Source organism: Oceanicella sp., assembly GCF_056449545.1.
The window spans coordinates 13,328-36,979 of sequence record NZ_JBWOMN010000092.1; the positions used below are offsets into that span (position 1 = coordinate 13,328).

The 23,652-nt window shown below is 70.4% G+C and carries 20 protein-coding genes and 1 tRNA gene; 8 read left to right on the forward strand and 13 right to left on the reverse strand.

What is annotated here, in order from left to right; translation table 11 throughout:
* Positions 1 to 36: 36 nt before the first annotated feature.
* Both AC1HC7_RS12760 and AC1HC7_RS12765 read right to left on the reverse strand, forming a co-directional pair.
* The gene (locus AC1HC7_RS12760) at positions 37 to 1,296 is read right to left on the reverse strand and encodes an ABC transporter substrate-binding protein (RefSeq protein WP_479499075.1); all 1,260 of its coding nucleotides are present in this window, start codon (positions 1,294 to 1,296) and stop codon (positions 37 to 39) included.
* 26 nt (positions 1,297 to 1,322) lie between these two features.
* A complete protein-coding gene (locus AC1HC7_RS12765) occupies positions 1,323 to 2,264 on the reverse strand; it encodes an N-acetylmuramic acid 6-phosphate etherase (RefSeq protein WP_479496682.1) in 942 nt (313 codons plus the stop codon).
* A 154-nt stretch (positions 2,265 to 2,418) separates the two neighbouring features.
* Here AC1HC7_RS12765 and AC1HC7_RS12770 point away from each other — a divergent pair, with 154 nt between their 5' ends.
* Genes AC1HC7_RS12770 through nagA form a run of 4 tightly spaced genes read left to right on the forward strand, consistent with a single transcriptional unit; the run spans position 2,419 to position 6,311 of the window.
* Complete coding sequence (locus AC1HC7_RS12770; protein ID WP_479496681.1) at positions 2,419 to 3,345, forward strand: glucosamine kinase nucleotide-binding domain-containing protein; 927 nt, start codon at positions 2,419 to 2,421, stop codon at positions 3,343 to 3,345.
* Positions 3,342 to 4,097, forward strand: coding sequence for a GntR family transcriptional regulator (locus tag AC1HC7_RS12775; RefSeq protein ID WP_479496680.1), 756 nt, complete (start codon positions 3,342 to 3,344; stop codon positions 4,095 to 4,097). The genes AC1HC7_RS12770 and AC1HC7_RS12775 overlap by 4 nt, the downstream gene beginning before the upstream one ends.
* A gap of 10 nt (positions 4,098 to 4,107) precedes the next feature.
* Complete coding sequence (locus AC1HC7_RS12780) at positions 4,108 to 5,139, forward strand: SIS domain-containing protein (RefSeq protein ID WP_479496679.1); 1,032 nt, start codon at positions 4,108 to 4,110, stop codon at positions 5,137 to 5,139.
* Positions 5,136 to 6,311, forward strand: coding sequence for an N-acetylglucosamine-6-phosphate deacetylase (nagA, locus tag AC1HC7_RS12785; RefSeq protein ID WP_479496678.1), 1,176 nt, complete (start codon positions 5,136 to 5,138; stop codon positions 6,309 to 6,311). Before AC1HC7_RS12780 ends, nagA begins: the two co-directional genes overlap by 4 nt.
* Positions 6,312 to 6,376: 65 nt before the next feature.
* On the opposite strand, the gene AC1HC7_RS12790 is transcribed toward nagA, so the two are convergent.
* The 7 genes from AC1HC7_RS12790 to hemC all read right to left on the reverse strand — a co-directional run bounded on the left by AC1HC7_RS12790 (position 6,377) and on the right by hemC (position 13,686).
* Positions 6,377 to 7,549, reverse strand: coding sequence for a cytochrome P450 (locus tag AC1HC7_RS12790; RefSeq protein ID WP_479496677.1), 1,173 nt, complete (start codon positions 7,547 to 7,549; stop codon positions 6,377 to 6,379).
* Positions 7,550 to 7,749: 200 nt separating this feature from the next.
* Positions 7,750 to 7,905, reverse strand: coding sequence for a hypothetical protein (locus tag AC1HC7_RS12795; protein ID WP_479496676.1), 156 nt, complete (start codon positions 7,903 to 7,905; stop codon positions 7,750 to 7,752).
* A 466-nt stretch (positions 7,906 to 8,371) separates the two neighbouring features.
* Positions 8,372 to 8,447 (reverse strand) — tRNA-Thr (locus AC1HC7_RS12800).
* A gap of 44 nt (positions 8,448 to 8,491) precedes the next feature.
* Positions 8,492 to 9,982, reverse strand: coding sequence for a heme biosynthesis HemY N-terminal domain-containing protein (locus AC1HC7_RS12805; RefSeq protein ID WP_479496675.1), 1,491 nt, complete (start codon positions 9,980 to 9,982; stop codon positions 8,492 to 8,494).
* 28 nt (positions 9,983 to 10,010) lie between these two features.
* Complete coding sequence (locus AC1HC7_RS12810; protein WP_479499076.1) at positions 10,011 to 11,753, reverse strand: mitofilin family membrane protein; 1,743 nt, start codon at positions 11,751 to 11,753, stop codon at positions 10,011 to 10,013.
* Positions 11,754 to 11,947: 194 nt separating this feature from the next.
* A complete protein-coding gene (locus AC1HC7_RS12815; RefSeq protein WP_479496673.1) occupies positions 11,948 to 12,736 on the reverse strand; it encodes a uroporphyrinogen-III synthase in 789 nt (262 codons plus the stop codon).
* Complete coding sequence (gene hemC / locus AC1HC7_RS12820) at positions 12,733 to 13,686, reverse strand: hydroxymethylbilane synthase (RefSeq protein ID WP_479496672.1); 954 nt, start codon at positions 13,684 to 13,686, stop codon at positions 12,733 to 12,735. Before hemC ends, AC1HC7_RS12815 begins: the two co-directional genes overlap by 4 nt.
* Before the next feature lie 193 nt (positions 13,687 to 13,879).
* Between hemC and tsaD the strand changes: the two genes are divergently transcribed.
* The 3 genes from tsaD to AC1HC7_RS12835 all read left to right on the forward strand — a co-directional run bounded on the left by tsaD (position 13,880) and on the right by AC1HC7_RS12835 (position 15,829).
* Complete coding sequence (tsaD, locus tag AC1HC7_RS12825) at positions 13,880 to 15,001, forward strand: tRNA (adenosine(37)-N6)-threonylcarbamoyltransferase complex transferase subunit TsaD (protein WP_479499077.1); 1,122 nt, start codon at positions 13,880 to 13,882, stop codon at positions 14,999 to 15,001.
* A 136-nt stretch (positions 15,002 to 15,137) separates the two neighbouring features.
* Positions 15,138 to 15,410, forward strand: coding sequence for a YciI family protein (locus AC1HC7_RS12830; RefSeq protein ID WP_479496670.1), 273 nt, complete (start codon positions 15,138 to 15,140; stop codon positions 15,408 to 15,410).
* Complete coding sequence (locus AC1HC7_RS12835; protein WP_479496669.1) at positions 15,410 to 15,829, forward strand: EVE domain-containing protein; 420 nt, start codon at positions 15,410 to 15,412, stop codon at positions 15,827 to 15,829. Before AC1HC7_RS12830 ends, AC1HC7_RS12835 begins: the two co-directional genes overlap by 1 nt.
* A 266-nt stretch (positions 15,830 to 16,095) precedes the next feature.
* Here AC1HC7_RS12835 and AC1HC7_RS12840 read toward each other — a convergent pair whose 3' ends face one another.
* From AC1HC7_RS12840 to ahcY, 3 genes are all read right to left on the reverse strand, one after another.
* Complete coding sequence (locus AC1HC7_RS12840; protein WP_479496668.1) at positions 16,096 to 17,277, reverse strand: acetyl-CoA C-acyltransferase; 1,182 nt, start codon at positions 17,275 to 17,277, stop codon at positions 16,096 to 16,098.
* The gene (locus AC1HC7_RS12845) at positions 17,270 to 19,375 is read right to left on the reverse strand and encodes a 3-hydroxyacyl-CoA dehydrogenase NAD-binding domain-containing protein (protein WP_479496667.1); all 2,106 of its coding nucleotides are present in this window, start codon (positions 19,373 to 19,375) and stop codon (positions 17,270 to 17,272) included. The genes AC1HC7_RS12840 and AC1HC7_RS12845 overlap by 8 nt, the downstream gene beginning before the upstream one ends.
* Before the next feature lie 613 nt (positions 19,376 to 19,988).
* Positions 19,989 to 21,380, reverse strand: coding sequence for an adenosylhomocysteinase (ahcY, locus tag AC1HC7_RS12850; protein WP_479496666.1), 1,392 nt, complete (start codon positions 21,378 to 21,380; stop codon positions 19,989 to 19,991).
* 419 nt (positions 21,381 to 21,799) lie between these two features.
* On the opposite strand from ahcY, the gene AC1HC7_RS12855 reads away from it, so the two are divergent.
* A complete protein-coding gene (locus tag AC1HC7_RS12855) occupies positions 21,800 to 22,639 on the forward strand; it encodes an SMP-30/gluconolactonase/LRE family protein (RefSeq protein WP_479496665.1) in 840 nt (279 codons plus the stop codon).
* A 175-nt stretch (positions 22,640 to 22,814) separates the two neighbouring features.
* On the opposite strand, the gene AC1HC7_RS12860 is transcribed toward AC1HC7_RS12855, so the two are convergent.
* Positions 22,815 to 23,652, reverse strand: an 838-nt coding sequence (locus tag AC1HC7_RS12860) for an AMP-binding protein (RefSeq protein ID WP_479499078.1), incomplete at its 5' end; no start/stop codon positions are given.

The following is a 23,652-nucleotide window of genomic DNA, read 5'->3' on the forward strand; positions in this document are numbered from 1 at the left end:
GCCCCGGCCTCGGGTCGGGGTCGGGCCGGGGCGCGCCTATTGCTGGGGCTTGTACCAGCTGGCGAGCCCGGCCTGCAGGCGGGCGCCGGCCTCCTCGGGGGTCTCGGTCCCCTTGATCACCGCCACCGAGGCGTTCCAGGTCTCGGTTTCCAGGTTCGGCGTGCCGCGCGACAGGATCTGGTAGGTGGAGCGGATCGTCGAATTGCACGTGCCGCGCCAGCTGACGAATTCCTGCGCCAGCGGGTCGTCCATCTTCACGTCGTGGCTGGACAGCGAGAAGAACCCGGGCAGCGCATTGGCGTAGAGATTGGCGAATTCAGCCGAGCCCATCCAGTTCAGGAACGCCTTGGACGCCTCGGGATGCTTGGAGGCGGCGTTCATGCCCATCGCGATGTCGGTGTGATCCGAGATGTAGCATTCGTCCCCGGCCTTCTGGACCGGCGGGTAGAAGGCGCCCATCTCGAAATCCGCCAGCCCGTTGAAGCCCGCGATCTCCCACGACCCGGCGGGGTAGATCGCCGCGCGGCCGAGCGTGAACAGGTTCTGGCTGTCGGGATAGGTCTGGGCCTCGTAGCCGTCGCCCAGATACGCGCCCCATTTCGCCAGCTGGCGATAGGGCGCCACCCAGGGCTCGTCGGTCAGCTTCTGCGCGCCGGCGATCAGCGCCAGGCGGCCCTCTTCGCCCTTCCAGTAGTTCGGGCCGATATTGTTGTAGCCCATTGTGGCGGCTTCCCACTGGTCATTGGCGCCCATGGCCATGGGGATGTAATTGCCGTCCGCCTTGATCTTGTCGAGCACCTCGAAGAATTCCGCTTCGGTGGTCGGAACCTCGACCCCGACCTCCTTGAAGGCGTCCTTGTTGTAGATGAAGCCGTGGATCACCGAGGCCATGGGCATGCAGAAGGTGGCCGAGCCGTCATCGGTGCTCCAGCCCGAACGCGCCACCGGGCTGAAGGACTTCATGCCCTCCAGATCCTGCAGCGGGGTCAGGTGGCCGTTGTCATACAGCGCCAGCGACACGTCGAAGGGGCGGCAGGTGATCAGGTCGCCCGCCGATCCGGCGTCAAGCTTGGAATTCAGCACCGCGTTGTATTCCGCGGGGGCCGAGGGGGTGAATTTCACCTTGATGCCGGGATGGCTCGCCTCGAAGGCGGGAATGATCTTGTCCTGCCAGATGGCCAGGTCGTCATTGCGCCAGCTTTCGATGGTGATGGTGGCGTCCTGCGCGAAGGCGGCGCCGGCCCCCCCGGCGATGAACGTGGCGGCCATCAGCAGGCCGAATCTCTTGATTTTCATTGATAATCTCCCTGGTTGCGCGATTTTCATTCGCTGGATTCCTGGATGTCGCGGGGGGGGCGATCGTTTGGCTGCGCACCGGCGCGCAGGTCGGCCAAGGCCGGGCGCAGGCGCTGGCCGGCGCGGTCGAGCAGTCGCGCCGCCGCCGCCGCGTCTCCCGCGCCGCGCGCGATCAGGATCGCCAGCTTGGCCGATCCGTCGGCCCGGGCCAGGGCCTCGGCGGCCTCGGCGCGGGCGCATCCGGCGACGGCCACGACGATGCGCTCGGCGCGGTCGCGCAGCTTGCCGTTGTCGGCGAACAGGTTGACCATGCGCCCGTCATGCACATGGCCCAGCCGCAGGCCCATCAGCGTGGACATCATGTTGAGCGCGATCTTCTGCGCCGTGCCGGCGCCGAGCCGCGTCGACCCGGCGATCACCTCGGGGGGCGTCGGCAGGCAGATGGCGATGTCGCCGCCTTGCAGCAGCGGACTGTCGGGCGTGTTGGCGATGGCGACGCAGGCGGCGCCGGTGTCGCGCGCCGCGGCCTGCACCGCCAGCGGATAGGGGGTCGAACCGCTGGCCGACAGGCAGATCACGCAATCCTTCGCGCCGATGACCGCGGCGTCGGCGCGAGCGGCCTCGACGTCGTCCTCCACGTCGCCGGTCAGATCCGCAAGGCTCGCCGCCCCGCCCGCGAGCAGGATGCGCACGCGCTCGCGCGCCAGCCCGAACGTGCCGGGCAGCTCCAGCCCGTCGGCCATGCCCATGAGCCCGGAACTGCCGGCGGCGGCGTAGACCAGCCGCCCTCCGGCGCTGACCGCGCGGGCCATGGCGTCGGCGCCCGCCTCGATGGCCGGCAGCGCCGCGCGCGCCGCGCCGGCGGCGGCGATCTGCGCGTCGAGCAGGATCGTCAGCGCCGCGCCGCCATCCAGCGCATCGAGACCCATGGCCCGATCGTGCAGCTGCTCCGTCATGCGTAGGCTCATGCGAATCCTCCTCCCGGCCTCAATAATGCCAAATGAATACCATTTGTCCAATCATTTTTACAGATCGGACAAAAATTCGGCAGCTTCCAGAAATTCAGGCCATTTCGGCGCAAAAAGCCTTTCCAAATCCTAAAAGGTATCGTAAAGGTATTGTATGCAAGATCCGCATACAGGATATCTCGCAGGCCTGGACGGCGGCGGCACCGGGTGCCGCGCGGCGGTGGCCGACGCGACCGGCGCCGTGCTCGGCCGCGCCTCGGGCGGACCCGCGAACATCGCCACCGACCCCGACGCGGCGCGCGCCAACATCGTCGCCGCCCTCGGCGCCGCGTGGCGCGACGCCGGGCTGGCGGGCCACCCGGCGCCCGCCGCCTGCGCGATCGGCGTCGCCGGCGCCAATATCGGCGATTTCGCCATGCGCCTGCGCGACTCCCTTCCCTATGCGCGCTGCCTGGTCACCGACGACCGCGCCACCTCGCTGCTCGGCGCCCTGGGCGAACCGGGCGGCGCCGATTCCGATGGCTGCATCGCCGTCATCGGCACCGGATCGTTCTTTTCCAGCCGGCGCGGCGGCGTCGAGACCGCCATCGGCGGCTGGGGGTTTCAGATCGGCGACGACGGCAGCGGCGCACGGCTGGGCCAGCGCCTGCTGCGCCGGGTCATCCATTGCCATGACGGCTTCCTGCCCCACAGCGACCTGACCCGGGCGGTGCTGCGCGGCTTTGACGACGCCCCCGAAAACATGTCCGAATTCGCGCTGCGCGCCCGGCCCAACGATTTCGCCCGCTTCGCCGCGCAGGTGGTGGAGGCGGCGCGCGCCGGCGACAAGGGCGGCGCGGCGCTGGTCGCCCGGTCGATCGCCGAGATCCAGGCCGCCATCGACTGCACCGGCTTTCGCGAGGGCGACCGGTTGTGCATGGAAGGCGGGCTGGGGCGCGCGTTGGCGGATTTCCTCGCCCCGCGCTACGCCGGCAGCCTCGCGCCGCCCAGGGGCGACGCGCTGTCGGGGGCCATCGCCATGGCGCGGCGGCTGGCGCGGGCGCCGCGCGCGGATCCCGGCGCGATGGGCGGCGCGCCATGAAATTCACCGAATTCTTCGCCCCCGACACCTGGCTGAACAAGACCGGCGGTCCGCGCTATCTGCAGTTGCGCCGCCATATCGAACAGGCCATCCGCAACGGCGACCTGCCCCCCGATGCGCCGCTGCCCCCCGAACGCGAAATCGCCGCCATGACCGGGCATTCCCGGGTCACCGTGCGCAAGGCGGTGGAGACCCTGGTCGAGGAGCGCCTGATCATCCAGCGCCGCGGTTCGGGGTCCTTCGTCGCGCCGAAGATCCGCAAGGTGGAGCAATCCCTGTCCCGGCTCACCTCCTTCACCGAGGACATGGCCCGACGCGGCGTCGCGGTGGCCTCGGTGTGGCTGGAGCGCGGGCTGTTCATGCCCACCGAGCGCGAGGTCGAGGCGCTGAACCTCGCGCCCGCCGCCTCGGTGGCGCGCATCGCCCGCCTGCGCAGCGCCGAAGGCACGCCGCTGGCCATCGAGCGCGCCTCGCTGTCCAGCGACATCCTGCCCAATCCGCTGATCGTGGAAAACTCGCTCTACGAATTGCTGGACCGCAACGGCAACCGCCCGGTGCGCGCGGTGCAGCGCATCTCGGCCGCCAATCTCGGCCCCGAGGACGCGGCGCTGCTGCAGGTGGCCCCCGGCGAGGCGGCGCTGAAGATCGAACGCATCTCTTCCCTGCCCACGGGGCGGGTGGTGGAATTCACCCGGTCCATCTATCGCGGCGACAAATACGATTTCGTCGCCGAACTCGACATCTCCGGCTGACGGGACCCCCATGACCAGCGAACCCACCTTCATGCGTCGGGAAATCCTCGACATCCCCGGCGCCGCCGCGACCCTGCTGCGCGACGGGCGGGCCGCCATCGAGGCCGCGGCGCGGGATCTGCGCGCGGCCGACCCGGCCTTCCTGTCCACCGTGGCGCGGGGGTCGTCGGATCACGCCGCCACCTTCCTGAAATACGCCAGCGAACTCAGCCTCGGGCTGCCCGTCGCCTCCATCGGCCCGTCGATCGCCTCGATCTTCGACGCCCGGCTGCGGCTGCAAGGCAGCGCCTGCCTGGCGATCTCGCAATCGGGGAAAAGCCCCGACATCGTCAGCATGGCGCAATCGGCCACGGCGCAAGGCGCGCTGTCGGTGGCGATCACCAACGAACCGGGCTCGCCGCTGGCCGGGGTCTGCACCCATGCCATCCCGATCCACGCCGGGACCGAGCGCAGCGTCGCGGCCACCAAGACCTTCGTCGCCTCGGCGCTGGCCGGGCTGGCGCTGCTGGCCTTCTGGAAACGCGACGACGCCCTGATCGCCGCGCTCGACGCCCTGCCCGCGCATCTGCGCCGCGCCGCGGCCTTTGACTGGCCGGACCTGCGCGCGGCGCTGGCGACGCGCGAGTCGCTGTTCATTCTCGGGCGCGGCCCCAGCATCGCCATGTCCGCCGAGGCGGCGCTGAAATTCAAGGAAACCTGCCGCATCCACGCCGAATCCTATTCCTCGGCCGAGGTGCTGCACGGCCCGGTGTCGATCGTCGAACCGGGCTACCCGGTGCTCGCCCTCGCCTCGCGCGACGCGGCCGAAAGCGCCATCGTCGAGGTGGCCGAAAAGCTGGCGAAAGACGGCGCGGCGGTGTTCGTGACCTCGGACCGGGCCCGGGCGGCCGGAAAACTCGATTTCGCCGCCACCGACCACCCGCTCACCGATCCGCTGGCGCTGATCGTGTCCTTCTACGCCTTCGTGGAACGCCTGGCGCGCGAACGCGGCGGCAACCCGGACGAGCCGCGCAACCTGCGCAAGGTGACGGAGACCGTATGAGCCCGCGGCAGGCATATCGCGGCTGCGAGATCTTCGACGGCGAGACCCGCCGCGCCGGCCACGCGCTGCTGGTCGGGGATGCGCTGATCGCCGGGATCGTGCCCGAGGCCGAAATCCCGCCCGGCCATGCGACGATCGATCTGCATGGCGGGCTGATCGCCCCCGGCTTCGTGGATCTGCAGGTCAATGGCGGCGGCGGGGCGATGCTCAACGACGACCCGAGCGTCGCGACGATCAGGACCATCTGCGCGGCGCATCTGCCCTTCGGCACGACCTCGCTGCTGCCGACGCTGATCACCGATGCGCCGGATCGCACCGCCGCCGCCATCGCCGCGGCGCGCGCCGCCATCGCCGCGGTTCCCGGCGTCGTCGGGCTGCATCTGGAGGGCCCGCACCTGTCGCTGGCGCGCAAGGGCGCCCATGACCCGGCGCTGATCCGCGCCATGACCAGGGCGGACCTCGCGACCCTGATCCGCGCCGTCGCGGACCTGCCGAGCCTGCTGGTGACGCTGGCCCCGGAATCCGCGACCAACGCCCAGATCCGCGCATTGGCGGCGGCCGGCGCCACGGTGTCGCTCGGGCACACCGATGCGGGGTATGACGCCGCGCGCGCGGCGTTCGCCAGCGGCGCGACGGCGGCGACGCATCTGTTCAACGCCATGAGCCAGCTTGGCGGTCGCACCCCCGGGATGGTCGGCGCGACGCTGGATCACGGCGCGGGTTTCGCCGGGCTGATCGCCGACGGCGTGCATGTGGACCCGGCCTCGATCGGCATCGCCCTGCGCGCCAAGCGCGGACCGGGGCGGATATTCCTGATCACCGACGCCATGGCCGCCATCGGCACGGATCTGCGCGAATTCCGCCTCAACGGCCGGACCATCCGGCGCGAAGGCGGGCGGCTGACGCTGGAAGACGGCACCCTGGCCGGCGCCGATCTCGACATGATCTCGGCGGTGCGCTTCATGGCCAGCCGCATCGGCCTCGGCGAGGAGGAGGCCCTGCGCATGGCCTCGCTCTATCCCGCGCAACTGCTGGGGCGCAGCGATGAAATCGGGCGGCTGGCCACGGGGACGCGGGCCGATTTCCTGCTGCTCCGCGACGGGCTGACGATCGACACGGTCTGGCAGGCCGGCGTCGCGCGCAGCGGTCGACTGGCGTCGCCCCGAGCCTGACCCAGCCCTGACCCAGCCCTGACCCGGTCCTGAATCGGCCCTGACTTGAGGCGCGCGGCGGCGGATCAGGCGGGGTCCCAGACCACCGGCAGGCTCAGCATGCCGCGGAAGGCCCAGCCGCCGAGCTCCGGCGCAGCGCCCTCGCGCAACCGCAGCCCCGGCAGGCGATCGAAGATCGCCGGCAGCGCCACCTCCGCCACCAGCGCCTTGGAGGCCCAGGCCCCGGCGCAGAAATGCGGCCCCGCGCCAAAGGCGATGTGGCGCGACGCATCGCGCGTCGCATCGAAGCGCGCCGGGTCTTCGAACGCCGCCTCGTCGCGATTGGCCGACCCGAACATGAAGAACGCCCGATCCCCGGGGTCCAGCCGCACGCCTTCATAGTCATGCGGCTGCGCCACGCGGCGCGGCGACATGCCGATCGGCGACATCCAGCGCACGTATTCCTCGAACACCTGCATCCAGCTCACGTTCCCCGCCAGGGCCATCGCCAGCTGTTCGGGGTGGGTCAGCAAGGCCCAGACCGCGCCGGCGATCGCATCTCGCGGCTCGTTCTGCCCGCCGCTGATCGCCAGCTTCACATTGGCGCGGATCGCCTCTTCCGGCAGGCCGGCGGCGATCTGCGCCCCCAGCAGCGACTTGTCCGGGGCGGCGCGCAGCGGCCCCAGCCGCGCGTCGATGGCGGCGTCGATGCAGGCCGTGGCCTCGTGGCAGCGGGCCTCGACCGCCGGATCGCCGGCGTAGTTGGCGATGCCGTCGATCATCGCCTGCGACCATGAATCCATCTCCGCCGGCGTGACCTGGGTCAGGCCGGTGATCGCCTTCAGCGCCTCGGCGGAGATCGGCAATGCGATGTCGCGCGCCATGTCAGCCGCGCCGCGCGGCGCCGCCCGGTCCAGAACCGCCCCGGCGCCCGCCTGAAACGCCGCCAGCCACTGGTCGCGCACCGTGCGCGGCGACACCGTCGGGAAAATCGCCTTGCGTTCGGCCTGATGCGCGGCGCCGTCCTTGCGCATGAGGTTGCGGCCCATGAGCCGAGTCATCAGCCCATCGGGCTGATGCGAACTGAACACGTCGATGCGCTTCTCGCAGATCACGATGTCCGCGCGCCGGGTGAACAGCGTGGCGTCCAGTTGCGGCACATAGGCGATGGGCGCCTCGCTGCGCATTCGCGCCAGCGCGGGATAGGGATCCCGCCAGAAAGCCTTGGGGTCGATGTCGAAAATCGGGGCGGTGCTCATGGCGCGCTCGCTTGCTGGCGCCTCCCCAAATCAGCAATTCGGATCGGGATTCCGGGTCGGGCGCGGGACTTGGCGCCAGGACGCCTTCGCGCGCCCCGGCATTTGCGCGCCAGTTTCATGGCCGTGGCCGCGCGATGCAAGGGGGGATCGCCGCCGGACGCCGCGCGCAAGGGATGCGCGGGCGACCCTGTCGCCGCGTCTCAGCAGCCGCCGGTGCAGCCGGGGCAGTTGCGGCAGACGCGGGGGTCGAGGCAGCGGGCGATTCGGGCGAGCAGCGCCGCCGCCATTGCGAGCCCGGACATCAGAACGACGCGACGCAGGCGATGGGCCGAAATCAGGGTGCTGGCGTAGGTCATGGCGTCCTCCGGCGGCGCGGGTCGCGAGATCCGGCGATCGATTCGCCCGCGCCTGAGATCCAAAGGTAAACCGATCGGTCCATCCCGGCAAGCGCGCTCATGACCCACTGGTGCCATTATGGGCGGATTCAAATTTAACGTCAACAAAAAGGCGGTTTTGTTAATTACACAGCTGAACTGTTTTTAGATTGGCGCCGCATCCGGATTTCAGGCTGCAAGCCCAAGCTGGGCGCGCAATGCGCCCGTGGCGGCGCCGGCAAGGCCGCAACGGCATCCGGTGGTTCAGCGAAAAATCGCCCTGGTCGGGCGGGTCGGCCTCACCAGCGATCATCCGGGGCGATCATCCGGGGCGATCATCTGGGCCGCGCGCGGGCCATGGGCGCCCGCCCGCCACGCGACGGGCGGCGGGCAAAACCGACGCAACGCCCATCAACATGCTGAAATTAGCTGACCAAATATGGCAGCGTGGTGCCGGTGATAGGACTCGAACCTACGACCCCATCATTACGAATGACGTGCTCTACCAGCTGAGCTACACCGGCGACCGAGGCGCTCTATACGGAGCGCACCGGGGAATTGCAAGCGGTCATGCGGCGCGGGCGCCGTCGCCCCCGGCCGCGGCGCCCGGATCGGCGCCGTCGCCGGAAACCGGCTCGGCCTCCACCACGTCGGCCGGCGCGTCGCCCTCTCCGCCGCCGGTCAGCGCGCCGACGATCAGCGGCAGCATCGCTGAATCCGCCGCGGCGCTTTCGCCGGCGCCCTTGGGCTGGATCCAGGCCAGGGTGTCCACCGCCTTGCAGGATTCGCAGACCGGGGCCCAGGCCTCGTGCACATGGCCGCAATTCTCGCAGGTCCAGCGTTCGCCCCGCGGGGCCGACAGCGCCTTGGCAAGCCAGGCGCGCACCACGTGCTCCTCGGCGCCCGATCCGCGCTCCGCCGCCGCCATGATCGCCAGCGTGCGGGTGGTGGGGTGGGTCTGGGCCAGATCGCCGAGCGCCGCGCGCGCCGCCGGGAAATCCTCCGCCGCCAGCGCCAGTTCCGCCGAAAGCAGGCGGCTTTCGGAATGGGTCGGGTTTTCCGCGATCAGCGCGTTGAAACGCTTGCGCCGCTCCACCGGGGTTTCCGCCGGATTGAGCGCCGCGAAGGCCGCGGCGATGTCGGGATGGGGGGCCAGCTTCCAGGCCTTGCGCAGCACCTTCTCGGCCTTGCGCGGGCTGCCGTCGGCCAGCAGCCGCCCGGCGGCGGCGGCGGCGGCGGGGGGCAGCGCCGGGGCGCGGCGGTTGGCCTCCAGCGCCGCCTCGCGGGCGCGGGTCTCGTCGCCGGCCTCGATCGCCGCATGGGCTTCGGCCAGCGCCAGCACCGCGTCGCGCCGGGCGCCGATTTCGCGGGGCAGCACGCCGGTGCGCACCTCGGAAGCCAGAGTCTGGCGCGCCGCCGCCCAATCCCCGGCGCCGGCCTGCAGGTCGAACAGCTTCGCCATCACCTCGGAATCCTTGGGGCGCAGCGCGAAGGCGCGCTGCGCCAGCAGCAGGGCGCGGTCCTGATCGCCCGCCTCCACCGCCTGGGCCAGCAGCCCCTTGACGCCGATGGCGCGGGTCTTGTCGTCGCGCGCCAGCGCCTTCAGATACAGCGCCGCCTTGGCCTTGTCGCCGGCCTTCGCCGCCGCCTGGGCGCCCACCAGATTGGTCAGTTCGGGTTTTTCCAGCAGCCGCCCGGCCTTTTCGGTGAGGTCGATGGCCTTGCGCGCGTCGCCCTCGGCCAGCGCCACCAGCCCCGAGGTCAGCGCCTTGATGCCGCGCCGCTGGCGTGACCGCGTGAAGAAACGGCTGATCGCGGTCTCGTCGCCGCCGGCGAAGCGCGCGATGGCGATCAGCAGCCCCACGACCTTGAACAGCAGCCACAGCGCCGCGAACCCCGCCAGCAGCATGGCCGCGAATGTCAGGGTGTCGAACTGGTAGCTGCGCGCGTTCCAGGTCAGCTCGACGCCGCCGGGCGTGTCCAGCAGCAGCACCAGGCCGAAGGCGGCGGCAAGCACCAGCACAATGAAGATAGCGACGCGAACAAGTAGCCAGATCATGGAGTTATTCCTTTTCTCGTCTGGCCGGTCAGCCGTTGGTCGTGGTCAGCGCGGCGCGCCACTGAGCCAGCGCGTGGCGCGCGTTCAGCCGCGCCTTGGCGCGGGCGAGCCAGTCGGCCATGGCGGCGCGGGCGGGATCGGGCAGCGTCGCGATTTCCCCGAGCGCCGCCTGCAGGTCCTCTTCGGCGAGCGCCTGTCCGGCGCGCCCCAGCACCGCGTCGGGGCCGTCGCCGTCCACGCCTTCGGTGGGCAGGCCGGTGAACTGGGCGCGCAGCTTGGCGAGCATCTGGCTGGCCACGTCGCCGCCGGCCCCGGCGACGATCGCCGCGTTCAGCGCCGCGCGCGCCGCCGCCGGGTAGCTTTCCTGCAGCGCCGCGATGGTTGCGACGCCGCTTGCGGCGGCATCGGCCAGCGCCGCCGGGGCCTCGGCGCCGCTGGCGGCGGCGACCTCGGCAAGCGCCGCGTCAAACGGCGCGCCGGTGTCAAAGGCCGCGGCGATCACCTCGATCCCGCTGACCACGGCGGCCCGGTCGGCGGCGGCCTGCGCCTGCGCCCTGGCCGCGGCCGCGGCGGCGGCGGCCTCGGCGGCGCGGGCGTCGGCGGCGTCGGCCTCGGCCCGCGCGGCGTCGATCTTGGTTTCCATCGCCGCCTCGGCGGCGGCGATGCGATCCGCCAGCGCGCTGGTCTGGGCCGAAAGCGTCGCGAATTCGGCGCGCAGCCCGTCCACCCTGGCGTTGAATCCGGCGATCAGCGCGCCGGTCTCCGCCGTGGCCGCGCCGCTGCCCTCGTCGAGGCTGGCCAGCCCCTGGGACAGCGAATCGAACTGCGCCGCGAGCCCGGCCACCGTGGTTTCCGCCTGCGCCAGTCGCGCCGCAAGATCGCCGCTTTCGGCCTTGTCGAGCCGCGCGCCCAGCGCCGCGATCTGGCCGTTGAGCGGCGTCAGCGCCGCCTCCAGATCGCCGCTGAGCCCGGCGAGGCGGGTTTCGAGCGCCGCGACGCTGGCGGCCAGCGCCTCGGCCCGGGCCGCGGCCTCCGCCGCCTGCGACGCGGCCCTTGAATCGGCGCTGGCGGCGAGCGCCTCGATGCGCGCGTCGAGCCGGGCGGCGACCGCGTCAAGATCGCTGCGCTCCACGGTCGAGGACGCCACCAGGTATTTCGCCACTTCGGCCGGCAGATAGGGCGCGGCCTTGGGCGCCAGCCACAGGGCCAGCGCGCCGCCGCCGAGGATCAGCACCAGCGCGATCAGCGCCATGGCGGCGAAGGATCGCCGGGGCGGGTCCTCGTGCAGTTCATGCTCCTCGACAAGATCCTCGTCGTCGTGGATCGCGTCGTCATGGGGCGCGTCGTCATGGGGCGCGTCGTCGTGGGGCGCGTCGTCGTGGGGCGCGTCGTCGTGGATGTCGTGGATGTCGCCATCCCGCGCATCCTCGTCCCGCGCGTCTTCGTGGGGCGCCTCGTCATGGGGCGCGTCACCGTCAATCGCGTCGTCCTGGGCGCGCGCGTCCCCGGCATGGCGGTCGCCATCGGCCCGCGCGTCGTCATCCGGCGCCGCCTCCGGTTCGTCGTCGCCGTCGCCGGCGATCCTGGCCGCTTCGGGCGCGTCTTCATCGGCGATCGGGGCGTCTTCAACGGCGGCGTCGGGCGCGTCGCCCGCCTCCGAAGGCGTCTCGCCGACAGCCTCGGGATCCCGCAGGTCTTCATCCCCGCCGGCGCGCTCGCGAGCGGTCTCGGGCGTCTTGCCCCCGTCCTCGCCCTTGGTCCTGCTCGTCATCTATCGCCTCGAATTTCCCATCCCACAGGGATGATTCTGCCAACGCAAACTAGGAGAGTCGATCCGCATTTGCAGCCTGATTGTCTGCGGCTGATTGCAGCGCCGCGCCCCGTCCCCACCCGTTTGCGACCGAACGCCGAAAGCGCCCTGTCCGGCATCCCGCCCGGCATCCCGCCCGGCGCCGCGCCGCGCCGTCATCGCCCTGCCCGCGAACCTGGCGCGAATCCTTGGCGAAAAAGCGACTGCGCGGCGGCAAGCATAGCCGAGCCGGTCGGGGTCTCCGCAAGCCGCAATTGCGCCACCGCCGCGCCGGCCAGCCCCTGCGCCGCCGCCGCGCTGATCACGATGGCGTGCAGCGGCGCGGCGGCCCCGCGCGCCAGGCGGGCGAAAATCCGCGCCGTGCGCGGCGAATAGAACAGCGCCGCCACCGGCGCGGCGCCGGCCAGCGCCGCCTGCGCGGCCGGGCTCAGCGCCTGGGCGGCGATCATCTCGTAGACCGGGGCGGCGCGCAGCTCCACGCCCCCGGCGGCCAGCGCCTCGGCCAGCCCGGCGGTTCCGTGCACCCCGCGCGGATGCAGCAGCGGCCCGCCGGCAAGTTCGCCCGCGCGCACCGCGTCAAGAATCCGCCCCGCCAGCGCCGCCGCGTCGCCGTCCCCCGCGCGCAGGTCGCGAAACCCGGCGGCGCGCGCCGCCTCCGCCGTCGCCGCGCCCACGCAATAGGCGGGCAGATCAAGCGCGAAATCCGGCGCGCCCGCCGCGCGCACGCCATTGGCCGAGGTGAAGACCAGCCCGCGCGCGCCCCGGTAGTCGGGCGCATCGGGCAGCGCGCGCAAGTCGAGCAGCGGGCAGAGCACCGGCGCCCAGCCCTGCGCCGTCAGCGCCGCGGCGGTGGCGCGCGCCTGCGCCTCGGGCCGGGTGACGAGGATCGGCGGCGCCGCGCCCCGCCCTGCGCCGCCCCCCGCGGAGTCCCCCGCCCCGCTCACGCAGTGAAAAAGCTCATGCCGCCGCGTGCGCGCAGTTCCGCCGCCGCGTCCGCGCCCATGGCGGCCGCGTCCGAGACCGGCCCCTCGCGGAGGGCAGACAGCTTCTCTGACCCGTCGGGGCGGAGGATTTCGCCGCGCAGGCGCAGGCGGTCGCCGTCGATGTCCGCCAGCCCGCCGATGGGCGTGCGGCAGGATCCGTCGAGCCCGGCCAGAAACGCCCGCTCCGCCGCCAGCCGCGCGGCGGTCGCCGCGTGGTTCAGCGGCGCCAGCAGCGCCGACACCGCGTCGTCGCCGATCCGCTGTTCGACGCCGATGGCGCCCTGCGCCACCGCCGGCAGCATGTCGTCGGGGGAAATCGGGTTCCTGGCCAGTTCCGCCAGCCCCAGCCGCCGCAGACCGGCGACGGCAAGAAACGTCGCCTCGGCCACGCCCTCGTCAAGCTTGCGCAGCCGGGTCTGCACATTGCCGCGAAACTCCACCGGCTTCAGGTCCGGGCGCAGATGCAGCAGCTGCGCCCGGCGACGCAGGGACGAGGTGCCGACCACCGCGCCGCGCGCCAGATCCGCCACCGCGCCGCAGCGGGGCGACACGAAGGCGTCGCGCACGTCCTCGCGCTCAAGACAGCAGCTCAGCGCCAGCCCGTCGGGCTGAAACGTGGGCATGTCCTTCATGGAATGCACGGCGATGTGGATGGACCGGTCCAGCAGCGCCTCCTCGATCTCCTTGGTGAACAGGCCCTTGCCGCCGATTTCGGACAGGGGGCGGTCCTGCACCCGGTCGCCGGTGGTCTTGATCACCACGATCTCGAACGCCGCGCCCGGCAGGCCATGGGCGGCCATCAGCCGCGCGCGGGTTTCATGCGCCTGCGCCAGCGCCAGCTTCGAGCCGCGCGTGCCGATGCGCAGCGGCCGGTGTTCGGAAATTTCGAAAGCGGGGGAGGATGATTGCATCGCCATGGCCCCGGTGTTACCTGCGCGGAACGCCGCGCGCAACGCCCGGGCGCGCAAGTTTTCGCGCATCTCTTCATTGCAGGAGGCCCGCCCTGCCCGATTCCCCGACCCATTCCCCGACCCATTCCCCGGTCCAATCTCCGACCCAATCTGCGACCCAATCCCCGGGCCGTTCCCGGCCATGACCCCGATCATGACCCCGGACGCCCCGGCCCTGACCGTGCTCGGGCTCGAATCAAGCTGCGACGACACCGCCGCCGCGGTGCTGCGCGCGCGCGTGGTCGCCGGCGCGCTGGCCGGGCCGGGCGCGATCCTGTCCTCGGTGGTGATGGGCCAGAACGCGCTGCACGCGGATTTCGGCGGCGTGGTGCCCGAAATCGCCGCCCGCGCCCATGTCGAGCGGCTGGACCTCTGCGTCGAACGGGCGCTGGCGGATGCGGGGCTGGCGCTTGGCGACATGGACGCGGTGGCGGTGACCGCCGGGCCGGGGCTGATCGGCGGCGTGCTCGCCGGGGTGATGTGCGCCAAGGGGCTGGCCATGGGCGCCGGGCTGCCGCTGATCGGGGTCAACCATCTGGCCGGGCACGCGCTGACCCCGCGGCTGGCCGACGGGCTGGCCTTTCCCTATGTGATGCTGCTGGCCTCGGGCGGGCATTGCCAGCTGCTGGCGGTGGAGGGGCCGGCGGAGTTCCGCCGCCTCGGCGGCTCCATCGACGACGCCCCCGGCGAGGCCTTCGACAAGATCGCCAAGCTGCTGGGGCTCGGCTATCCCGGCGGGCCGGAGGTGGAGCGCGCGGCCATGTCCGGCGATCCGACCCGGTTTGCGCTGCCCCGCCCGCTGCTGGACCGCCCCGGCTGCGACATGAGCTTTTCGGGGCTCAAGACCGCGCTGCGCCGGGCGCGCGATCGCCTGGTCGCGGCGCAGGGCGGGTTGACGACCCAGGACCGCGCCGATCTCTGCGCGTCGTTCCAGGCGGCCTCGGCCGATGTGCTGGCGGAAAAGACCCGCCGGGCGCTGGCCGGATTCCATGCCGGGAGCGGCCTTCGCCCGGCGCTGGCCGTGGCCGGCGGCGTGGCCGCGAACCGGGCGCTGCGCGCGGCCCTGAAGGCGGTGGCGGCGGCGGAGGGCTGCGCCTTCGCGGCCCCGCCGCTGGCGCTCTGCACCGACAACGCCGCGATGATCGCCTGGGCGGGCGCCGAGCGGCTGCGCGCCGGCGCGACCGACGGGCTCGGGCTGTCGGCCCGCCCGCGCTGGCCGCTGGACGCGAGCGCCCCGGCGCTGCTCGGGTCGGGCCGCAAGGGCGCCAAGGCCTGAGCCGCGGCCAGTGGCGGATCGGGATCCGCCCTGCGCAAGACGCCAGTCCGGCGCCTGATCCCGCATCGGCGGCCTTGCCGTGATCCGCAGGGCCATGCATATCTCGGGACCGAACGCCAATCACAAGGACGCCGCCATGCCCCACATCCTGATCTGCAAGGACAAGCCCGGCCAGCTGGAGCTGCGCAAGGCCAATCGCGACGCGCATCTCGCCTATGCCGGGGACAGCGGCCTCGTCGCCTATGGCGGGCCGCTGATCGACGCGACGGGCGCGATGTGCGGCTCCATGCTGGTGCTCGACACCGAGGATCCGGCCGAGGCCGCCGCCTGGGCCGCGAACGACCCCTACGCCAGGGCCGGGCTGTTCGCGGACGTGACCGTCAACGGCTTCAGGAAGGTGTTCGGCTGATGGCGCACTGGCTGTTCAAGACCGAACCCAACACCTGGTCCTGGGATCAGCAGGTCGCCAAGGGCGCGATCGGCGAGCAATGGGACGGCATCCGCAACTATCAGGCGCGCAACAACATGCGGGCGATGCAGATCGGCGATCTGGGATTCTTCTATCACTCGATCAAGGAAAAGCGGGTGATGGGCGTGATCGAAATCTGCGCGCTGTCCCATCCCGACAGCACCACCGACGACCCGCGCTGGGACTGCGTGGACGTGCGCGCCGTGGCGCCCTTCCCGACGCCGGTGACGCTGGAAATGTGCAAGGCCGACCCCAGGCTCGCGAACATGGTGCTGGTCAACAACACCCGCCTGTCGGTGCAGCCGGTGAGCGACGCCGAATGGAAGGTGGTCTGCGAACTCGGCGGCTACCAGGACTGACGACCGAAGGCGCGCCTGGATCCCGGGCGCCCCGGGCGCAGTTTGCGGGGCGCCGTCCCCAAGATGCTCCGCATCTTGCCGGGGCCATGGCCCCGGGGCTGTGGCGAAGCCACAGCCGGGACGGCTTGGCGCTCCGCTCGCAACCAGGCGCCCGTCGCCGGCGCCGCACCCGCGCAAACGGCGCGTTTCGGGCGGGATGCCCGACGCCGCGCCCGGACCGACAGGTCCGAGGCGCGCTGGTCTGAACGCAGGCCTGCGATCCGCGTTCAAAAAATCTCGAACAGGCCCGCCGCGCCCTGACCGCCGCCGATGCACATGGTGATCACCGCGTATTTGACGCCGCGCCGCTTGCCCTCGATCAACGCATGCCCGGTCATCCGCGCGCCGGACATGCCATAGGGGTGGCCCACGGAGATCGAGCCGCCATCGACGTTCAGCAGATCATTGGGAATCCCCAGCCGGTCGCGGCAATACAGCACTTGCGAGGCGAACGCCTCGTTCAGCTCCCACAGCCCGATGTCGTCCATCTTCAGCCCGGCGCGCTCCAGCAGGCGCGGCACGGCGAAAACCGGGCCGATGCCCATCTCGTCGGGTTCGCAGCCCGCGACCTGAAAGCCCCGGAACGCGCCCAGGGGGTCGAGCCCGCGCCGTTCGGCGAGCTTGGCGTCCATCATGACGCAGGCCGAGGCCCCGTCCGACAACTGGCTGGCATTGCCCGCCGTGATGAACTTGTCCTCGCCGAGGATCGGCTTCAGGCCGGCCAGCCCTTCGAGCGTCGTGGTCGGGCGGTTGCACTCGTCGTGGCTCAGGGTCACGTCATGCTGCGTGACCTCGCCGGTCTCGCGATCCTTCACCGCCATGGTGACGTCGATCGGGGCGATCTCCGCATCGAAACGCCCGGCCTGCTGCGCCGCGGCCGTGCGCATCTGCGATTGCAGCGCGTATTCGTCCTGGGCCTCGCGGCTGACGCCGTAGCGGGCGGCGACGATGTCGGCGGTGTCGATCATCGGCAGGTAGAGGTCGTCCTTGTGCGCCTCCAGCCACGGATCCTTGCGCGCCACCGGGTTCAGGTTGGCCTGGGTGATCGAGATCGATTCCAGCCCCCCCGCCGCCATCACCGGCGACCCGTTGACCATGATCGCCTGCGCCGCCATGGCGATCGCCTGCAGGCCCGACGAACAGAACCGGTTGATCGTCGCCCCGGTCGTGGTCACCGGCAGTTCGGCGCGCAGCGCGATCTGGCGGGCGATGTTGCCCCCGGTCGCGGCTTCGGGCAGGCCGCAGCCGATGATCGCGTCCTCGACCTCGCCCGGATCGACCCCGGCGCGCGCCACCGCGTGGGACAGCGCGTGCCCGCCCATGGTCGCGCCATGGGTCATGTTCAGCGAGCCGCGAAACGCCTTGCCGATGCCCGTGCGGGCCGTCGAGAGAATCACCGCGTCAGCCATTGTTCAGATCTCCGAATTTGCGGCCGCTTTCGACCAGTTCCACCAGCAGCGGCGCCGCGGCCCAGAAGCGCGGATCCTCTTTTTCGAATTCACGGATGTCGGCGAGGATCCTGTCGAGCCCCACATGATCCGCGTAATGCATCGGTCCGCCGCGCCAGCGCGGGTAGCCGTAGCCGAACAGGCTGGCCATATCCACGTCGAGCGGGCGCAGCGCGATGCCCTCGCCCACCACCTTGGCCGCCTCGTTCACCGTGGCGGCGACGTAGCGGCGCATGATTTCCTCCTTGGTGAATTCGCGCGGCGTCACGCCGAGCTTTTCGCGCGCCGCCTCGATGATCGGCATGATCTCGGGGTTGGGCGGGCCGGAGCGGGCGCCGCCGGGGTAGTCGTAGAACCCGCGCTCGGTCTTCTGCCCGAACCAGCCGCGTTCGCAGATTTCATCCAGGAACCCGGCCCCGTAGCGGTCCGCCGGGTCGCGGGTCGCGGCGCGGTCCTTGCGGCTCAGAAACCCGATATCCATGCCCGCCAGATCCATCATCTGGAACGGTCCCATGGGATAGCCGAATTCGCGCACCGCCGCGTCGATGACGTAGGGGTCGGCGCCGTCCTCGACCATGAAATTCGCCGCCTTCATGTAGCTGCCGAGGATCCGGTTGCCGATGAAGCCGTCGCAGACCCCGGCGCGCACCGCGATCTTCTTCATCATCCTGGCCAGCGCGAAGCCCGTCGCCACCACGTCGGGCGCGGTCTTTTCGCCGACCACCACTTCCAGCAGCCGCATGATGTGGGCGGGCGAGAAGAAATGCAGCCCGATCACGTCCTCGGGGCGTCTGGTGCAGGCGGCGATGGCGTCGATGTCCAGATACGAGGTGTTGGAGGCCAGCACCGCGCCCGGCTTGACGATGCCGTCGATGATCCCGAAGACCTGTTTCTTGACCTCCATGGTCTCGAACACCGCCTCGATCACCAGATCCACCTCGGCCAGCGCCTGATAATCATGCGAGGGGGTGAATTTCTCGGCCAGCATGGCGTCGAGCTGGGCTTGCGTCATGCGGCCCTTCTTCACCCCCGAGGCGTAGTTGCGGCGCAGATTGGCCTCGCCGCGGGCGATGCTTTCGGCGTCGCGCTCCACCATCACCACGTTCAGCCCGGCGTTGAGCGCCGCCGCCGAGATCCCCGCGCCCATGGTGCCGCCGCCGATCACGCCGATGGTTTCCAGCTTGCGCGGCCTGGCCTTGGCCTCGGGGATGCGCGCCACCGCGCGTTCGGAGAAGAACGCATGCACCAGCGCCGGGGATTGCGGGTCGGCGAACAACCCGGTGATGATCTCGCGTTCGCGCGCGAGGCCCTCGGCGATCGGCAGCCCCGCCGCCTCCACCGCGTCGACGCAGGCCAGCGGCGAATGCTGGCCCCTTGCCTTCGCCGCCACCTGTTCGCGCCATCTGGCGAACAGTTCGGGCGAGCCGCCCTGCATGTCCATGTCGCCGGTGCGCCGCACGCCCTTGCCCTCGGCCAGCAGGCGTCTTGCATAGGCGACGCCGGCGGCGCGCGGGTCGCCGCCCGACTCCTCGCCGTCGTCGATCTCGTCGATCAGGCCCATGGCCAGCGCCTCCTTCGCCGGCACATGGCGCCCGGTGGCGATCATGTCCAGCGCCGCCTCGGCCCCGACCAGACGCGGCGCGCGCTGGGTGCCGCCGGCGCCCGGCACGATGCCCAGATGCACCTCGGGCAGGCCCAGCCGGGTCTTCGGCTGGGCGATGCGGTAATGCGCGCCCAGGGCGATCTCCAGCCCGCCGCCCAGCGGCGTGCCGTGCAGCGAGGCGATCACCGGCTTGGTCGCGGCCTCGACCTCGTTGACCACGTCGGGCAGGCTGGGTTCGCGCGGCGGCTTGCCGAACTCGGCGATGTCGGCGCCGGCCATGAAGGTGCGCCCCACCCCGCAGATCACCGCCGCCTTCGCGCCCTCGTCGGCGTCAAAGCGCTTGATCGCGTCGGATATGCCCGCGCGCACCGGCTGGCTCAGCGCATTCACCGGCGGGTTGTCGACGGCGATGACGGCGATGTCGCCGTCGCGCGAATAGGTCACCTTGTCGGGCATGAGATTCTCCCCCTCTCGGGCCGGGTCCGGCCATGTCAGGCGCAACGGCGGTCGCATGGGCGCATCGCTTGCAGGCGATTTTGCTCTGCGGCACTGCGTTTCGCAAATCAGAGCGGATTTTAGGCGCCAGCGCGGGCGAGACAAGAGCCGATCGCATGCCGATGGGCGGCGCATTGCGCGAAGGCGGCCCTGAGGGGGGTGGCCCGGCGCTGATCCGGCGCTGTTCCGGCGGACAATGCAAAGTTGCGGCGACAACCGAAAAGGCGGAGGGCCCCCCAGCCCTCCGCCTCCCCCACAAGCAACCGCCGGTGCGGTCGCGCTCCCACCCAACTGGTTTTCCGTTCTGGAGACTTCGGACCGTGGCGCGACCTTGCGTTCGCTGCGGCTTCGGGCCATGACGCCGTTCTGCGTCTGACACCAGAGAAACCATGAATCGCGCCGCCGCGCAAACCCCAAACACCTGAAATTAGATGGGAATTGTCCCTAGTTTTACCCCGCGCCACGGCGCGGCCGATAACCATTCGACAAGCTGTCCGGCGCCGAGTCGCAAAATGAAACGGGCGCGCAACCTGCGCGCCCCGTTCCGGCAACCTTCATTGACGAAGGGTTGCGATCAGTAGCGATAATGCTCGGGCTTGAACGGGCCGTCGGCGCCAACGCCGATATAGGCCGCCTGCTCGTCGGTGAGCCGCGACAGCTTGACGCCGAGCCGCGCGAGATGCAGGCGGGCCACTTTCTCGTCGAGACGCTTTGGCAGCACGTAGACCTGATTCTCGTATTCGTCGCCGCGGGTCCACAATTCGATCTGCGCCAGCACCTGGTTGGTGAAGCTCGCCGACATGACGAAGCTCGGATGCCCGGTGGCGTTGCCGAGATTGAGCAGCCGCCCCTCGGACAGCAGGATGATGCGCGCCCCCGAGGGCATCTCGATCATGTCCACCTGCGGCTTGATGTTGGTCCATTTGTGATTCTTCAGCGCGGCGATCTGAATCTCGTTGTCGAAATGGCCGATGTTGCCGACGATGGCCATGTCCTTCATCGCCCGCATGTGCTCGATGCGAATCACGTCCTTGTTGCCGGTGGTGGTGATGAAGATGTCGGCGGTGGAGACCACGTCTTCCAGCATCACCACCTCGAATCCGTCCATGGCCGCCTGCAGCGCGCAGATCGGGTCGATTTCAGTCACCTTCACCCGCGCCCCGGCGCCGCGCAGCGAGGCGGCGGAGCCCTTGCCCACGTCGCCGTAGCCGCAGACCACGGCGGTCTTGCCGGCCATCATCACGTCGGTGGCGCGGCGGATGCCGTCCACCAGCGATTCCTTGCAGCCGTATTTATTGTCGAATTTCGACTTGGTGACGCTGTCGTTGACGTTGATCGCCGGGAAGGGCAGCCGGCCCTTTTCCATCAGCTGATACAGGCGATGCACGCCGGTGGTGGTTTCCTCGCTGACGCCCCTGAGCATGTGACGCTGGCGCACGAACCAGCCGGGCGCGGCGGCCATGCGCTTGCGGATCTGGGCGAACAGCGCGATTTCCTCCTCGGAGCCCGGCGTCTCGATCAGGTCGGTCTCGCCTTCCTCGACCCGCGCGCCGATGAGGATGTACATGGTGGCGTCGCCGCCGTCGTCGAGGATCAGGTTGGCGCCGCCATCGGGGAAATCGAAGATCCGGTCGGCGTAATCCCAGTATTCCTCGAGCGTCTCGCCCTTCACCGCGAAAACCGGCACCCCGGCCTGGGCGATCGCCGCCGCCGCGTGGTCCTGGGTGGAGAAGATGTTGCACGAAGCCCAGCGCACATCGGCGCCCAGCGCCACCAGCGTCTCGATCAGAATGCCGGTCTGAACGGTCATGTGCAGCGACCCGGCGATGCGCGCGCCCTTCAGCGGCTTGCTGTCGCCGAATTCGTCGCGCAGGGCCATCAGGCCGGGCATCTCGGTTTCGGCGATGTCGAATTCCTTGCGGCCGTATTCGGCCAGCGAAATATCCTTGACGATGCAGTCGGTCATGCCGGTCTCCTCACGCGGGCCCTCGCGCGCCGGACCCGGCCGCGCCACGCGGGACATATCAGCGGCGGGCCGCGTGGGCAATGCGGCGGGGCGCGGCGCAATCGCCAGGCGGGGCGACGGGATGCGCTCGCGCCTCCCATTGCGAAAATTCCTGCAAGCATGACCGCCACGGCAGCGCGGCGCGGCCGCGAATCGCACCCCCACGCGACATGCGGCGCGCCCGCGAATCGCGCCGCCACGCAAATTCAAATACTTGCCGCAAGAGATTGTTGTTTTTTGAAAGAATTATATTTCAATGTGTTAACGAATTTTGTTAATTGATCATTCACAATGTTTTCGATATCATTAACGCGAGATTGGGACAGGTTTTGCTATCACGTGGGGTTGATCGTGACCGTCCCCAAAGCAGAGGTGGATTTATGAGAGTATCGATTCGCACGACATTATTGGCGACCTGCGCGATTTGCGCATCCGCCGTCACCGCCAGCGCCGGCGTGATTTCGCTGGATCTGATCAACAGTTACAATCGGACCTCCCCGTTCGGTCTCGCCTATGACGGCACCAATCTCTGGTGGTCGGATTCCAATCGGGTGATCCACGAGATGACCACCGGGGGCGTCGACACCGGCGTCACCTTCGGCGGCCCGGTCTGGTCCGAGCTGGCGTGGAACGGATCGCAGTTGATCCAGGCCAACAACACCACGGTGTACTTCTTCGACAAGGCCACCGGCGCCAACCAGACCACCCAGACCATCACCGCGCCGGGCTACACGGGCATCTCGCTCAATGACGGGCTCGATTGGGACAATGGCGAATTGTGGTCCTCGCCCGACGTGGGCAATGTCTACCGGCTCAGCGGCGACCTCACCAGCCATGTGGGCGCGGCGCCGTTCCTCGGCGGCGGCGGCGGCTATTCCGGCGTGGAGCGCATCCAGGGCCAGAGCCAGGACTTCGTGGTTGTCGTGAACGACGCCTCGAGCCCGCGCGAGCTTTGCGTGCATGAACTGGATGGCACCCAGATCGGCTGCCAGGCCTTCGCCAATTCGCGCTACGAGGGGCTGGCCTTCGACGGTCGCTATCTCTGGGCCGCGGATTTCTTCGGCCACAGGATCGACCAGTACGACATCCTCGAGGATGGCGGTTCGATCATCGTGCCGCCGAACGGGAGCGTCATTCCGCTGCCGGCGCCGCTCGCCATGCTGGCCTTCGGCATGGGCGTTCTGGGCGTCGCCGCGGCGCGCAAGAAGCGCAGCGCCTGATCCTTCGCCCCCCCGTCGCCCAAGGCGGCGAATTCAGGCCCCGTCGCCCAAGGCGGCGAATTCAGGCCCCGTCGCCCAAGGCGGCGAATTCAGGCGGCGATTTGATGTCACGCCCCCCCGGCCCAGGCGCCGGGGGGGCGTTTTCATGTTCGGCCCGCCCATGTCAAAGGCCGTGTCAGAGCAATTCGCGCAGCGCCCGCTTCAGGATCTTGCCGGTGGCGTTGCGCGGCAGTTCCGCGATCGCCACGACGCGTCTGGGGTGCTTGAAATGCGCCAGACGCCCCTCGCAATGTTCCAGCACATCGGCCTCGCTGACCTGCGCGCCGGGTTCGGCGACGATGAAGGCGACGCCGACCTCGCCCCACCTGGCGTCCGGCGCGCCGACCACCGCGGCGTCCGCGACGCCCGCCATGGCGAACAGCACGCTTTCGACCTCGGCCGGATACACGTTCTCGCCGCCGGAAATATACATGTCCTTCCAGCGATCGATGATCCAGACATCGCCCTCGGCGTCGATGCGCGCCGCGTCGCCGGTCCGGAACCAGCCATCGACGAAGCTCTCCGCCGTCGCCTCGGGACGGCGCCAGTAGCCCGGCGTGATGTTCGGCCCGCGCACCCAAAGCTCGCCCAGTTCGTCGGCGCCCGCGTCGGTCCCGTCCTCGCGCACGATCTTGCATTCGCCATGCAGGATCGACTTGCCGGCCGAACCGACCTTGGCGAACGCGGTTTCCCGGTCCTGGAAGCAGACGGCGGGGCTGGTTTCGGACATGCCGAACCCCTGCACCAGCGCGATGCCCTTGTCCTTGTAGGCCTCCAGCAGCGGGCGCGGCGTCGGCGCCCCCCCGACCCCCGCCGCGACGATGCGCGAAAAATCCGCGGCGGCGAAATCGGCGTGCTGGCTCATGAACAGGTAGATCGCCGGCACCCCGAAGAAATGCGATATCCCGGCCCCCGGGTCGCTGATCAGCGCCAGCGCCGCGCCGGGATCGAAGTTGCGCATGACCTGGCAGGCG

What these genes read in the sequence shown, in the direction of transcription:
- AC1HC7_RS12855 (WP_479496665.1), top strand. Translation starts at nt 21,800, where the DNA reads ATGAGAGTATCGATTCGCACGACATTATTGGCGACCTGCGCGATTTGC.
- nagA (WP_479496678.1), top strand. Translation starts at nt 5,136, where the DNA reads ATGAGCCCGCGGCAGGCATATCGCGGCTGCGAGATCTTCGACGGCGAG.
- AC1HC7_RS12810 (WP_479499076.1), bottom strand. Translation starts at nt 11,753, where the DNA reads ATGACGAGCAGGACCAAGGGCGAGGACGGGGGCAAGACGCCCGAGACC.
- ahcY (WP_479496666.1), bottom strand. Translation starts at nt 21,380, where the DNA reads ATGACCGACTGCATCGTCAAGGATATTTCGCTGGCCGAATACGGCCGC.
- hemC (WP_479496672.1), bottom strand. Translation starts at nt 13,686, where the DNA reads ATGCAATCATCCTCCCCCGCTTTCGAAATTTCCGAACACCGGCCGCTG.
- AC1HC7_RS12760 (WP_479499075.1), bottom strand. Translation starts at nt 1,296, where the DNA reads ATGAAAATCAAGAGATTCGGCCTGCTGATGGCCGCCACGTTCATCGCC.
- AC1HC7_RS12845 (WP_479496667.1), bottom strand. Translation starts at nt 19,375, where the DNA reads ATGCCCGACAAGGTGACCTATTCGCGCGACGGCGACATCGCCGTCATC.
- AC1HC7_RS12805 (WP_479496675.1), bottom strand. Translation starts at nt 9,982, where the DNA reads ATGATCTGGCTACTTGTTCGCGTCGCTATCTTCATTGTGCTGGTGCTT.
- AC1HC7_RS12835 (WP_479496669.1), top strand. Translation starts at nt 15,410, where the DNA reads ATGGCGCACTGGCTGTTCAAGACCGAACCCAACACCTGGTCCTGGGAT.
- AC1HC7_RS12780 (WP_479496679.1), top strand. Translation starts at nt 4,108, where the DNA reads ATGACCAGCGAACCCACCTTCATGCGTCGGGAAATCCTCGACATCCCC.
- tsaD (WP_479499077.1), top strand. Translation starts at nt 13,880, where the DNA reads ATGACCCCGGACGCCCCGGCCCTGACCGTGCTCGGGCTCGAATCAAGC.
- AC1HC7_RS12765 (WP_479496682.1), bottom strand. Translation starts at nt 2,264, where the DNA reads ATGAGCCTACGCATGACGGAGCAGCTGCACGATCGGGCCATGGGTCTC.
- AC1HC7_RS12795 (WP_479496676.1), bottom strand. Translation starts at nt 7,905, where the DNA reads ATGACCTACGCCAGCACCCTGATTTCGGCCCATCGCCTGCGTCGCGTC.
- AC1HC7_RS12830 (WP_479496670.1), top strand. Translation starts at nt 15,138, where the DNA reads ATGCCCCACATCCTGATCTGCAAGGACAAGCCCGGCCAGCTGGAGCTG.
- AC1HC7_RS12775 (WP_479496680.1), top strand. Translation starts at nt 3,342, where the DNA reads ATGAAATTCACCGAATTCTTCGCCCCCGACACCTGGCTGAACAAGACC.
- AC1HC7_RS12840 (WP_479496668.1), bottom strand. Translation starts at nt 17,277, where the DNA reads ATGGCTGACGCGGTGATTCTCTCGACGGCCCGCACGGGCATCGGCAAG.
- AC1HC7_RS12770 (WP_479496681.1), top strand. Translation starts at nt 2,419, where the DNA reads ATGCAAGATCCGCATACAGGATATCTCGCAGGCCTGGACGGCGGCGGC.
- AC1HC7_RS12790 (WP_479496677.1), bottom strand. Translation starts at nt 7,549, where the DNA reads ATGAGCACCGCCCCGATTTTCGACATCGACCCCAAGGCTTTCTGGCGG.